Genomic DNA, 14,127 nt, shown 5'->3' on the forward strand with positions numbered 1-14,127 from the left:
GCTGCTGTCGGGTCGGCTCACTGCTGCTGCCAGGAGCGGAACGCCCTGAGGTGTTCGGGCGTCGTGACGATCTCCAGGCGCTCGTCGTCGGGGTCGGCACCACCGAGCGCGGCGAGCAGGCGCCGGGCGGGTGCGTTGCGCTGGGTGCGCTCCGCCGTCAACCGGACCTTGGTGCAGCCGAGTTCGTCGGCGCGGTCGGCCAGCCGGGACAGCAGGCGCTCCTCCACCCCGCGGCCCAGCGCCCGGCAGCTCATCAGCCAGGCGAGGACGTCGAGCCGGTCGTCCTCGGCCCCTACCGCGAGCAGCCCGATCTGGCCGTAGTCGCCGAACCGGTCCCGCGCGGCTGCCGTCCACACCTCGCCCCGCTCGCGCCAGCGGGCGAGGTCCCCGCCGTCGGCCGAGCGGGCCCTCAGGGTGAACTGGTTGGTGCGACGGACGAGTTGCTCGGCCCTCTGCACATCGTCCTCGGTCAGGGCCCGGACCTCCACCTCCAGCTCCAGCCGCTGGAGGAACTCCTCGAACCCGCTCGCCTCCCGTACCGCGTCCCGCTCCCGCTCCTGGTCGTAGAAGCGGGCGCGCAGTGCGTCCTCGGCGGTCGCGGCAGCCGGGACGAGCGGCCACAGGCGCCCCAGGAACTCCTCCATCCGGTCCGCGGGCGGGCAGGTGACGGAGAGCACCTGGGGCAGCGCGGCGCGCATCCGGGCGATCTCCGCGGGGTTGTCGTCGAGGAAGAGGAAGCTGTCCAGGCCCAGGTTGAGGGTGCGGGCCGCCTGCGCGAGGCGGTCGGGCTTCGGCTCCCAGGCGGCGGAGACGACGCTGAAGTGCTCCGCCCTGAGCGGGCTGTCCGGGCGGTCGAGGACGGCCCGGACGGTGGCGTCGTCGTTGTTGCTGACGAGGACGAGCAGGGCGCCGGCCGCCCGCCACTGGAGCAGGCGGCGGGCGAGCAGCTCGCGGGGCCCGGTGAGGTCGACGGACCCGGGGCCGGTCTCCCCGGCCACCCCGCCCCACAGGGTCTCGTCGCCGTCCACCGCGATGACCTTCGGCACGGGCCGGCGCACGGCGTGGACGGCCTCGGCCAGCCTCAGCGCCACGGCCGCCTGGAAGGGCGGTGTGAAGGGCAGGTGGGCCAGGCGCTCGGTCCGTTCGTCGAAGGGCTCGTCGACCGGGTGATGGCGGGTCCACTCGCCGGGGCCGAGGACCGCGATGCCGGGTGTGCCGTCGAGGTCCGCGGCGACCGCCTCCTCCCACCGTGTGAGGCGCTCGTCGGGGCGGGCGCAGGGCAGGAACCCGACCAGCAGCGGCTTGCGGGTCCGCTCGGCCAGGGAGCGCAGTGCGGCGGGGTAGGCGGCGCGCAGCTCGGCGAGGAGGGCGTCGTCGACCGGGCCGAAGCGCTCCAGGTCCGCCGCGCGCAGCAGGACGACGCCCACGGCGGTCGCGGGGTCGCAGAACACCGATGTGGGGTCCTGGAGAGTCGCGAGGACCTGGTGGTACGGCGCCTCGGTGACGGTGAGCGGCGCGTCGCCGGAACCCTCGTCCACCGCGGTCCGGCACATCAGGGGCAGGTTGCCGAGGGCGAAGGTGGCCGCGACGGCGAGGTGACCGCCGGCCGGGCGGACGGGGACGGCCGGGTCCCGGGCCGTCTCCCCGAGCAGGTGCAGGAACTCCTCGGCCAGACCGGCCGCGGCGTCCGCGTCGAGGATGTCGAGGTTGTGGTCCAGGCGGATCCGGCCGGCGTCGGGGGTCATGGTGACCATCAGGTCGAGGTCGGAGTGGCCCGTTCCGGCGGGCAGCACCTCCAGGCGGGTCGTGCGGTGGGCGGAGCGTACGTAGTTGAAGTACACCTCGACGAGCGGTGCGTCCTGCCGGTGCAGGCCCTGCCGGGTCAGTGTGGCGAGGACGTCGGTGAACGCGGCACCCCGTTCCAGGAGCCGTTGGAGGCGGTCACCGGTGCGGCGCAGCACCGCCGCCACCTGTTCGCCGCGCCGGGCCTCGGCCGGGAACGGCACCGGGACGCCGTAGAAGCCGACCGCGTCGGGGGCGTCGGCGTGGATGCGGGTGTCCACGGGCACGGCGAGCGCGAACCGTTCCCGGTGCCGCTTCCGGGCGAGGAGCACGGTCAGGGTGCCGAGGCAGAACGCGGCCGGGGTGACGGCGAGCCGGCTCGCGGCGGCGGTCACGCGGTCCATGAGACCGTCGGGGATCACCGCGGTGACGCTGCCTGCGCGGTAGGTCCGTGCCGCCGGGCGGGGCCGGGACAGCTCCAGGTCGAGGCGCTCGCTGCCGTGGAAGGCGGCGCGCCACTCGTCGTCCGGGCCGCCCCCGCCGTCCCGTTGTGCCTCGACGAGCGCGGCGACGTCGCGGTTGGTGGCGGTGCCGTCGAGTTCCGCGCCGGACAGCTCGGCGTCGATCTCACCCGCCACCAGCAGCAGGGACTGCAGGTCGGAGACGGCGTGGTGGGCGCCGTACACGAGAAGCTGGCCGTGCGGGCCGGAGTCGAGGAGTTCGAACCGCCACAGGGACGTCCGGGTCAGGTCGAAGGGCTCCTCCAGCAGCACGCGCAGCCGTTCTGCGGCGTCCGGGGGAACGTCGCCGGGCAGCTCCGTCCACCGCAGCAGCGGCCGCTGCGGTGAGCGGTCCACGCGCAGGAACCGCTGCCCGTCTTCGCTGCCGGTGACGACCGCGGTGCGCAGGGCGGCGTGCCGTGCGGTGAGGCGGTCGAGGACGGCGGTGAGCTCCTCGCAGGTGGTCGGGGTGGTGAGCCGGACGGCCAGACCGACGCCGTGGGCGGCGTCCGGCATCCCTGGCCGGGCGCTGCGCAGCAGCCGTACGACGTCGCGGGTGGCGGGGAACACGGCGGTCTCGGGGACCGTGTCACCGGGGTCGGCCGGTGACGGTGCCGCCGCCGGGAGGGGCCGTTCCGGAAGGGCGTCCGCCAGGGTGCGGGACAGGCCGCGGATGTCGGTGGCGGCGAAGACGTCCGCGGCGGGAAGCTCGGCGCCGAGTTCGCGGGCGAATGTGTTGCGCAGGCGCACCAGCATGAGGGAGTCCAGGCCCAGTTCGTTCAGGGCGGTGGTGGCGGAGGCGTCCACGGTGCCGCCGGACACCTCGCCGACGCGGGCGCGGACGTAGGCCTCCAGCCAGGTGGTGCGTTCCTCGCCGGCCGGCGCCGCGAACACCTTCTGCACCAGTCCGTCGGCGGTCTGCCCCCCGGCCGGGACGGGTACGAGCCCGGCGAGGATCGGGCGGGTGCGCGCCGCGTCGGGGGCGAGGGCGAGCAGCTCGCGGTCCAGGGCAAGGGGCGCGAGCTGGCGGCGACCGGTGGACAGGACGCGGTCGAAGAGTTCGCCGCCTTCCTCGGGGGTGAAGGCGATCAGGCCCGACCGGCCCGTCTCGGCGGCCCGGGGGCCGGAGGCGGCGACCATGCCGATGCCCGCCCAGGCTCCCCAGTCGAGGCTGAGCGCGGGGCGTCCGGTGCGGGACAGGTGGTGGGCCCAGGCGTCGAGGAAGGCGTTGGCCGCCGCGTAGGCGCTCTGCCCGGCGGAGCCGAGCAGACCGGCAGCGGAGGCGAACAGCACCATGTGCCGGGCCTCCGGGACGAGTTCGGTGAGGTGGGCGGTCCCGAGCACCTTGGGGTCCAGGACGCGCAGGACGCGTTCGGGGGTCAGGTTCGCCGCCGTGGCGTCGTCGAGGACACCGGCGGCGTGCACGATGCGGACGATCGGGCCGGCCGCCCGGCGCACACCGTCCAGGGCTGCGGCCAGTGCGGCGCGGTCGGCGACGTCGGCACGGGGGAGGTGGACGTCCACCCCACGCTGTTCCAGGCCGTCGATCCAGCGCGCGGTCTCCGCGTCCGGGCTTCCGCGGCCGAGCAGCGCCAGCCGGCGGACACCGCGCCGCACCAGACGCTCGGCGACGACGCGGCCGAGGCCGCCGAGCCCCCCGGTGATCAGGTGGACGCCGTCGGGGGCGCTGTCCCCCGCACCGTCGCCGTCCGGCCGCGTGCGGGCCAGCCGGGGCACCGTGCGGCCGGAGTCGCTCAGCGCGACGAGCCGTTCGTCGTCGGCGTGCCACAGCTGGGTCCACAGCGCGTCGAGCCCGCCCTGCGGGGGCAGGTCCACCAGGGTGGCCGCCAGTTCCGGATGCTCCTGCGCCAGGGAGAGCGTGAAGCCCCAGGCGAGCGCCTGCTGGGGGTGCGTCACCCGGGTGCTGTCGCCGGCCGCCTGCGTGCCGCGGACGACGACGAAGAGGCGGGGCGCGGGCTGCTGCCGCGCGGTGAACGCGCGGACCAGGTGCAGGGTGCTCAGGCAGCACACCCGCGCCGCCTCGCGCGCCGTCCGCTCGTCGGTGATCTCCGGGGCGTCCAGTGCCGACAGCTGCACCACTCGGGCGGGCGGGGCGTCGGGGAAGGCGTCGTCGAGCAGACGGGCCAGCTGCTGCGGGTCGGCGGGGTCGAGGACGTACCGGCCGGGGCCCTCGGTGGCGTACGCCCGCCCGGACCGGGCGAGGACGCACGGCACGGACTCGGGCAGCCTCGCGGCGAGTTCGGCGCCGACGCCGGTGCCGTCGGCGAGGACGAGCCAGCCTCCTGCGGCCGGTGTCCCGGACGCGGGCGGGCGGGGCTGCCAGCGGGTCTCGTACAGGGCGCCGTCCAGCGGGGAGAGCGCGGCCAGCTCGAAGCCCTCGACGATGAGGAGCAGCCGGTCGTCCGCGTCCCACAGCCGCAGGTCGAACACGGCCACGTCGCCGGCGGCCGACCTCAGGTGGCAGGTCACACCGACGGGCGTGGTGCGCCGCCCGGTGAAGCGCAGCCGGGCGGCGCCTGCCGGGACGAACGCCCGTCCCCGGGGCGCCTCGCCCGGCAGGGCGGCGGTGTGGAAGGCGGCGTCGAGGACGGCGGGATGGAGCAGGTGGCCGGCGGCGGGCCGTTCGGCGAGCCGGCCCTCCGCGGCGGTGGCCGTGCGCCGGCCGGTCTCCAGGGCGCGGAAGGCGGGACCGTAGTCGATGCCGAGACCGGCGAGGGCGGCGTACGCGGCCGGTAGGTCGACCGGGTCTCCGCACGACTCGCCCGGGTGCTCCGCCTCCGCCGCCGGGGCCTCGTCGGTGAGGACGTGTCCGGTGACGTGCTGCTCCCAGCGGGTGCCGCTCGCGGTGGTGGAGGCGATGGTGAAGTCGCGGCGGCCGTCGGCGGCGGGCCGCAGCACCAGCTGCAGCCGGGCGGGCCGGTCGGGGGCGAGGCGCAGCGGCCGGACGAAACGGATGCCGCCCAGGTGCAGTTCGGGGCCGTGCCCGGCGGCGGACGCGGCCTCCAGCGCCATGTCGAGGAAGGCGGCGCCGGGCAGCCAGGTCTCGCCGGTGACCTGGTGGTCGGCCAGGTAGGCGAACCGGCTGTCGCGCAGGTCGATCTCGGTCTGGAACAGGTGCCGGTCCGGTTCGTCGCTGGCCTCGACATGGGTGGCGAGGAGGGGGGAGGCGCCGGGGGCGGTCGGGGGGGCCGGGGCGAGCCAGTGGCGTTCGCGGGCGAAGGCGTAGGTGGGCAGGTCGACGCGGCGGCCCTGCGGGTGCAGGGCGGTCCAGTCGGGGGTGTGCCCCGCGGCGTACAGCTCCCCCACGCCGCGCAGCAGTTGGCCGCGGCCGTCGCGCCGCCGGCGCAGGGAGGGGACCGTGACCGCGTCGACGCCCGCCTCCGCGGCCACCGCCTCGACGGCGGCGGTGAGCGAGGGGTGCGGGCTGAGTTCGACGAAGTAGCGGAAGCCGTCGTCCAGCATCCGCCGCACGGTGTCCGCGAAGCGGACGGGCCGGCGGAGGTTGGCGAACCAGTGCGCGGCGTCCAGCCGGTCACCGGGCACCGGCTCGGCGAGAACCGTCGAGTACAGGGGTGTCTCGGTGGTCCTGCCGTGCACGCCGGCGAGGCGGCCGGTGAACGCGGCGCGCAGCGGTTCCATCAGGGGGCTGTGGGACGCGAACGGCGTCGACAGCGGGCGGGTGGGCACCCCTCGGTCCGCCAGATCACGGCGCAGCTCGGCCAAGGCCCCTGCCTCGCCGGAGACCGCGGTGGCCGCCGCGCTGTTCACGGCCCCGACGAACAGCCGTCCGGCATAGGGAGTGAGGAGTTCCTCGACCTCTGCGTGGGGCAGCTCCACGGCGAGCATGCCGCCCTGACCGACCAGGGGTGCGACCGAGGCGGCCCGGCCGGCCACCACGGTCGCGGCCTCGTCCAGGGTCAGGGCGCCGGCGCTGTGGGCGGCGGCGATCTCGCCGAGGCTGTGGCCGACGACGGCGTCCGGGACGACGCCGAGGGATCGCCAGGCGGCGGCGAGTGCCGTGTTGACCGCGAACAGCGCCGGTTGCAGGTACTCGGTGCGGTCCAGCGGGGAGAACTCCTCCGGGGCGCGCAGGGCCGTCAGGACGGACCAGTCGACGTGCCGCCGGAGGGCCTCGTCGATGCGGGACAGCTCGCTGCGGAACGCCTCCGTGTCGGCGAGCAGGTCCAGGCCCATGCCCGGCCACTGGCCGCCGTGGCCGGGGAACACGAAGGCGACCTTGCCGGCGTGTTCCTCACGGGCCGGCGCCAGGGGTGCCCGGCCGGAGGCCAGCGCCTCCAGGGCGGCGCGCAGTTCGTCCCGGTCGCCCGCCACGATCGCCGCCCGCCGCTCGAAGTGGCTGCGGTGCCGGGCCAGGGTGTGGGCGATGTCCACCAGAGCGCGGTCGCCCGTTGCGGCGGCGGCCGGCGCGGCGGTTCCCGGTCCGGGCGCCTTCGCCACGGGGTCGGCCGGGCCGGCGCCGGGCACGGCGGCGTCCGTCGCGGTGCCGGCCTCGGCGGCGTCCGTCGGTCCGGACTCCGTCCGGGGCGTGACGGCCGGCTCCGTGCCGGCCGGGTCGGTGTCCGTGGCCAGGTGCCGTGCCAGGCGTGCCGCCTGGCCGCGCACGGCTGCCCCGCTGCGTCCGGACACCACGAACAGCTGCTGTTTCGGAGTGAGGTGACGTTCCGTCGGAAGCCCGGAGGGCGGGGCCTCCTCCACGACGACGTGGGCATTGGTGCCGCTGATGCCGAAGGCGCTCACGCCGGCGCGCCGGACGTGGCCGGGCGAGGCGGGCCAGCCGGCGGGCTCGTGCAGCAGTTCCAGCCCGCTGGTCTCCCAGTCGACGTGGCGACTGGGGGCGGCGGCGTGCAGGGTGGCCGGCAGGGTGCCGTGGCGCAGCGCCTGGACGACCTTGATGAGTCCGGCCACGCCCGACGCCGCCTGTGTGTGGCCGATGTTGGACTTCAGCGAGCCCAGGTACAGGGGCCGGTCCCGGGGGCGTTCGGCGCCGAACACGGCGGTGAGGGCGCCCGCCTCGATCGGGTCGCCCAGGGTGGTGCCGGTGCCGTGCGCCTCGACGTAGTCGATGGCGTCGGGGCCCAGGCCGGACCGTTCCAGGGCGCGGCGGAGGACCTGCTCCTGGGCGGGGCCGTTGGGTGCGGACAGGCCCTGGCTGCGGCCGTCCTGGTTGACTGCGGTGCCGCGCAGCACGGCCAGCACCTCGTCGCCGTCACGGCGGGCGTCGGCGAGCCGCTTCAGGACGAGCATCCCGGCGCCCTCCGCCCAGATCGCCCCGTCCGCGTCGTCGGAGAAGGAGCGGCAGCGGCCCGTCGGGGAGAGCCCGCGCAGCCGGCTGAACTCCACGAAGGTCTGCGGGGTCACCATCAGTGTCACGCCTCCGGCGAGGGCGAGGTCGCACTCCCCCGAGCGCAGCGCCTGGGCGGCCAGGTGGGTGGCGACGAGCGAGGACGAGCAGGCGGTGTCCACGGTCATCGCCGGGCCGTGCAGGCCGAGCGTGTAGGCGAGGCGTCCGGAGGCGACGCTCGGCGCGGAGCCGGTGCCGACGTACCCGTCCAGCTGGTCCAGGCGGGTTCCGGCGAGGTAGTCGCTGCCGAACATGCCGACGTAGACGCCGGTGGTACTGCCCGCCAGGTCGGCGGGGACGGTCCCGGCCCGTTCCAGGGCCTCCCACGCGGTCTCCAGCAGCAGGCGCTGCTGAGGGTCCATGGCGGCGGCCTCCTTCGGGGTGATGCCGAAGAAGCCGGCGTCGAAGGAGTCGATGCCGTCGAGGAAGCCGCCCTCACGCGCGTAGGAGGTTCCGGGCCGGTCCGGGTCGGGGTCGTAGAGGGCGTCGACGTCGCCCCAGCGGTCGGCCGGGAAGGGGCCCACCGCGTCGCGGCCCTCGGCGACCAGGCGCCACAGGTCCTCGGGGCCGTCGACGCCTCCGGGCAGGCGGCACGCCATGGCGACGACGGCGATCGGCGCGTCGGGCGCGGGAGCGGACGGGGCACCGGCAACGGCGGCGCCCGCCGTGCTCGCCGACGGCCCCGGCCGTGCGGCGGGCGCGGGGTCCCGTGCCGCGAGGACACCGGTCAGCAGATGGCCGGTGAGCCGGGCCGGGGTCGGGTGGTCGAACAGGAGGGTGGCGGGCAGCCGGACCCCGAGGCGGGCGGCGAGACGGTTGCGCAGCTCCACGGCCGTGACCGAGTCCATGCCGATCTCCCGCAGCGGCTGCTCGGGGCGGACCGACTCCGCCGCGCGCAGGCCGAGGACGCGGGCGGTCTCCTCACGGACCAGGGCCAGGACCCGGTCGGCGCGTTCGGTCTCGGGCAGCGCGGCGAGCCGGTCCGCCAGGGCACCGGACCGGCCGGCCGCGCCGGGGGGCGCGGGCAGCAGGGAGCGCCAGAGGGCGCCCGTGACGGTCTCCCGCAGCCGGGCCGTGTCCAGCGCCCAGGCCACCGTGTGCGGGGCGTTGCGCCGCAGGGACAGCTCGACCAGGTCGCGGCCCTGCTCGGGGGTGAGGGCCCGGTGTCCGTGGCGGGCCATGCGCGCGAGGTCGGCGTGGCCGGCGGCGAGGCCCTCCCCGGCCCAGGCTCCGAAGGCGATGGACACGGCGGGCAGGCCGAGCGCCCGGCGGTGGTGGGCGAGCTGGTCGAGGAAGACGTTGGCGGCCGCGTAGTTGGCCTGGCCGGCGCTGCCGACGACGCCGGCGGCCGAGGAGACCAGCAGGAAGAGGTCCAGTTCCCGGTCGGCGGTGATCCGGTGCAGATGGGCGGCGCCGTCGGTCTTGGGCCGCAGCACCCGGGCGAGACGCTCGGGGGTGAGGTCGCCGAGCACGCCGTCGTCCAGGACGCCGGCGCAGTGGACGACACCGCGCAGGTCGTCGACGGGGTCCAGCAGCGCGGCGAGCGCGGCACCGTCGGCGACGTCGCAGGCGGCGACCTCGACCTGGGTGCCCAGTGCGGTGAGGTCCGCGGTGAGGTCGGCTGCGCGGGGATCGCCGGCCCCCCGGCGGGAGGTCAGCAGCAGCCGGGGCACGCCCTGTTCGGCGAGCAGCCGGGCGATCGTCCGGCCCACGGCACCCAGGCCGCCGGTGATCAGGACGGTGCCGTCGGCGGCGAGCGGGGCGGTCCCGCCCGGCCGGGCGCGCACCAGGCGGGGCGCGAGCAACACGCCTTCACGCAAGGCGAGTTCGGGTTCGTCGTGCTGTGCGGCGGCGACGCGCAGCACGTCCGCGGAGGCCGGGGCGTCGAGGTCGAGGAGGGTCAGGCCCAGCTCCGGGTGCTCGGCACGGGCGGTGCGGGCCAGTCCCCACAGCACGGACTGGGCCAGCTGCGGCACCGTGTCGCCGTCGGCGGCGGCGACCGCTCCGCGGGTCACCCACAGCGTCCGCTCCGGCGCCTCGTCCGCCGGCCGGTCGAGGAGACCCTGCAGCTCGGCGAGCGCGGTGGCCGCCAACTCCTGCGCCGCGGCGCCCGGTTCCCCGTCCGGGAGGGGCCAGACGCGGACGACCGTGCGCGCCGGGGAGCCGGCGCCGCCGGCCGGCTCCCCGGCGCGCAGGGCCTCGGCGACCTGTGGATCGGTGGGGTCGCCGAGGACGGCCCAGGTGCCCTCGGCCGGCCCGCCCGCCGCTTCCCCGACGGCGGTCCAGGCCACCTCGTACAGGTGGCGCGCGTTCGGCGAACCGCTGCCCAGGTCGCCCGGGTCGACGGTCCGCAGCCGCACGTCCCGGAGGCGGCCGGCGAAGAAGCCGTCGCCGTCCCACAGCGTGACGTCCAGGGTGAGGTCGGTGGTGGTGTCCGCGGTGCGCCGCACGAGTGCGGTGAGCTCGGTGCCGCCGCCGGGGGGCAGGACGCTGCTGCCGATCGCGACCGGCAGCAGCACCCGGTCGCCGGTGGGGTGGAGGCCGGCGGCGACGTGCAGGGCTGCGTCGAGGAGCGCCGGGTGGACGGGGTGGGCGTCGGCCGTGTCGCGGGCGGCGGCCGGCAGGGTGAGGCGGGCCAGCAGCGCGTCGTCGCCGATGCGCACCGCCTCCCGTACACCGCGGAAGGCGGGGCCGTAGGTGAGCCCGCGTTCCGCCAGCCGGCCGTAGGTGTCGGGGCGCCAGGCGGGTTCGGCGTCGTGCGGCCAGGCAGGCGGCTGCTCCGCGGTGGGCTGCGGCGCGGCGTCGGCCGCGGTCGCGGTGGCGTGCAGGGTCCAGTCACCGGGCTCGGCACCGCGTGGGCGGCTGTGCACGGTGACCTCGGGGGCGGGGCCGTCGCCGATGACCTCGACGGACACCTCGACCGTGGCGGCGGGGGCCCCGGCCCGGCCCGGTGCCGCCTGTGGCGCCGGGGAGGGCAGGATCAGGGGGGTGAGCACCAGCAGGCCGGTGAGGTCGGCGGGGGCCTGCGGGCGGGCCTCGGCGAGGGCGGCGCGGCACAGTTCGAGCAGGGTCGTGCCGGAGACGACGGTCCGGCCGAACACGGTGTGGTCGGGGAGCCAATCGGCGGTGGCCGCGGACCATTCGGAGCGGAAGGTCCAGCGCGTGGCGTCCGCCGACCGCAGCAGGATGCCGAGCAGCGGGTGCGCGGCTCGGTCGAGGAGGCCCGGGGCCGCGGAGGTGGCCTCCGGTTCGGTCCAGTGGCGCTGCGCGTCCCAGGCGTAGGTCGGCAGGTCGGCCGGGCCGTGGTCGGCCACCAGCCGGCGCCAGTCGATGTCCCGGCCGTGGGTGTGGAGTTCGGCGGCGGCCCGGTCCAGGCAGGCCGGCCCGTCCTCGGCGCGGCGCAGCGAGCCGACGGCGACCGGGTCGCAGCCGGTGTCCTCGGCGATCGTGCGCACCGCGGTGAGCAGGGAGGGGTGGGGGCTGAGCTCGACGAACCAGCGGTAGCCGTCGGCCATCATGCGTGCCGCCGCGGAGGCGAAGCGGACCGGCTCGCGGAGGTTGGTGTACCAGTAGCCCGCGTCCAGTTCGCCGGTCACCGGCTCGCCGGTCACCGTCGAGTACCAGGCCACGGAGGCGGGGGCGGCGACGACGCCGTCGAGTTCCTCGCCGATCCGGGTGCGGATCGGTTCGACGTGTGCGGTGTGCGACGCGTAGTCGACGTCGAGCCGGCGGGCGAAGACCTGCTCGCGGTCGAGGTCGGCGACGAGGGCGTCGACGGCTGCGGTGTCCCCGGCGACGACGGTGGCGCGGTCGCTGTTGACCGCGGCGACGGACATCTGCCCGTCGTACGCGGCGAGCCGGGGTTCCAGCGCGGTCTGCGGGAGGGCGACGACGGCCATGGTCCCGGTGCCCGAGAGCTCCGTCAGGGCCTGGCTGCGCAGGGCGACCACGGCGGCGGCGTCGTTGAGGCTGAGGGCCCCGGCGACGCAGGCCGCGGCGACCTCGCCCTGGCTGTGCCCGAGGACGCCGTCCGGACGGATCCCGCGGGCGCGCCACACGGCGGCGAGGGACACCATCACGGCGAACAGGACGGGCTGGACGACGTCGACGCGGTCCGTGGTGGGGGCGTTCGGGTCGCCGCGCAGCACGGAGGCCACCGACCAGCCGGTGAACGGGCGCAGGGCGGCGTCGCAGCGGTCGAGTTCGTCGGCGAACACCGCGTCGCGTTCCAGGAGGTCGCGGGCCATGCCGGTCCACTGGGCGCCCTGGCCGGGGAAGACGAACGCCACCTTGCCCGCGGGCCGCACGGGCTGGGGGCCGGTGGTGCGGTCGGGGTCGGGCCGGCCCTCGGCGAGGGCGTGCAGGGCGGCCAGCAGGTCATCGCGGCCGTCGGCGTGGAGGACGGCACGCTGCTCGAAGTGGGTGCGGTGGTGTGCGAGGGCGGCGGCGACGGCGGGCAGCGGCAGCTCAGGGGCGGCCGTCAGCGCGGCGTGCAGCCGGGCGGCCTGCCCCCGAAGGGCGGTCAGGCCGCGGGCGGACAGCGGGAACAGCGCGGCACCGCGGTCCGCCGCGGGCTCGTCGGTGGGCCGATCCCCCGCGGCGGGGTCGATCGGCTCGCCGGTGCGCCCGGGGGCCGGCGGGACGGTGCCGGGAGCCTCCTCCAGGACGACGTGGGCGTTGGTGCCGCTGATCCCGAAGGCGCTCACCCCGGCCCGGCGGATCCGGTCGGTGCGGCGCGGCCATGGCTGCGGGCCGTCCAGCAGGCGCAGTCCGCCGGTTCGCCAGTCGACGTGCTCGGTGGGGGTGCCGGCGTGCAGGGAGGCGGGGATCAGTTCGTGGCGCAGGGCCAGTACGGTCTTGATGACGCCGCCGATGCCCGCGGCTGCCTGGGTGTGGCCGACGACGGACTTCAGGCTGCCGACGCCCAGGGGCCGGTCGGCGGGACGTCCGGGGCCGAAGACGGCGGCCAGCGCGTTGCCCTCGACGGGGTCGCCGAGCCGGGTCCCGGTGCCGTGTGCCTCGACGTACTCCAGGTCGGCCGGGGTGAGCCCGGCGTCCTCCAGGGCGGCGCGCAGGACCCGTTGCTGGGCCGGTCCGTTGGGGGCGCTCAGTCCCTGGCTGCGGCCGTCCTGGTTGATCGCGGAGCCTTTGACGACCGCGAGGACGGTGTCGCCGTCCCGGCGGGCGTCCGCGAGCCGCTTCAGGAGCACCAGCCCGCAGCCCTCGGCCCACACCACACCGTCGGCGTCGGTGGAGAACGGGCGGCACGTACCGGTGGGGGACAGCGCCCGCAGCCTGCTGAACTCGACGTGACCGCGGGGTGTCACCAGCAGCGTCGCGCCGCCGGCGAGGGCGAGGTCGCACTCACCGGCGGCCAGGGCACGCGCCGCCAGGTGCAGGGCGACGAGGGAGGAGGAGCAGGCGGTGTCCACGGTGACGGCCGGGCCGCCCAGGCCGAGGGCGTAGGCGATGCGGCCGGAGGCGACACTCGGGGCGGAGCCGGTGCCGACGTGGCCGTCGAGCCGGTCGAGGGGGGCGGAGGCGAGGTAGCCGCTGTCGTACAGGCCGACGTAGACGCCGGTGGAGGTGCCGTCGAGCGTGCCCGGCACGATGCCGGCGCGTTCGAAGGTCTCCCAGGCGGTCTGGAGGAGCAGACGCTGCTGGGGGTCCATGGTGGCGGCCTCGCGGGGGGAGATCCCGAAGAAGGCCGCGTCGAAGCGGTCGATGCCGTCGAGGTAGCCCCCGCGCAGGGTGTAGGCGGTACCGGTGGCCTCGGGATCGGGGTCGTACAGGCCGTGGGTGTCCCAACGGCCCGCGGGGACCTCGCCGATGGCGTCCTCGCCCGAGGTGAGAAGCCGCCACAGGGCGTCGGGGTCGTCCGCGCCGCCGGGGAGGTGGCAGGCCAGCGAGATGATCGCGATGTCGTCGCCGGTGGTGCGCGGCGGCGCGTCGGCGGGTGGTGGGGCGGACGGCACGCGCGGGGGGCTCAGTACGGCGTCGGCCACGGCGGCGAGGGTGGGGTGGTCGAACAGGAGCGTCGGTTCGATGGTGCGGCCGGTGTGCCGGGACAGCTCTGTCCCCAGGGCGACCAACTGCCGTGATCCCAGGCCGTACTCGGCGAGGGGACGGTGCGGGTCGAGGGTCGCCGGGTCGGTTCCGGCCGCTTCGGCGACGGCTGACGCGAGCCAGGCCCGGATGTCCTCGGGGGCCGCTGCGGACGGCTCCGGGGACTGTGCTCGGGACTCGTCGCGGAGCTGTTCGGAGGACGGTTCGGTCGGCCGTCCGGAGGACGGTTTCGGGGACTCGTGCGCAGACATCGGGGCAGGGGTGTCCTCAGGAATGGGGGGTGGCGTGTACGGCGGGCGGCCCGTGGCGGTGGCAGCGGGCGGCCCCGGCATGCTCGGCGGGCGGCCCGCAGGGTGTTCGGCAGACCGCCCGTGGTGTGTACGGCGGGCGGCCCAC

1 protein-coding gene is annotated in these 14,127 nt (G+C 76.7%); it reads right to left on the reverse strand.

What is annotated here, in order from left to right; translation table 11 throughout:
• Window positions 1-17: 17 nt before the first annotated feature.
• On the reverse strand, window positions 18-13,982 hold the full coding sequence (locus I3F54_RS21660) for a type I polyketide synthase (RefSeq protein ID WP_240120498.1): 13,965 nt from the start codon (window positions 13,980-13,982) through the stop codon (window positions 18-20).
• Between the last annotated feature and the right edge of the window lie 145 nt (window positions 13,983-14,127).

Origin of the sequence: Streptomyces sp. MUM 2J, from assembly GCF_022414535.1 — a bacterium.
GTDB lineage: Bacteria > Actinomycetota > Actinomycetes > Streptomycetales > Streptomycetaceae > Streptomyces.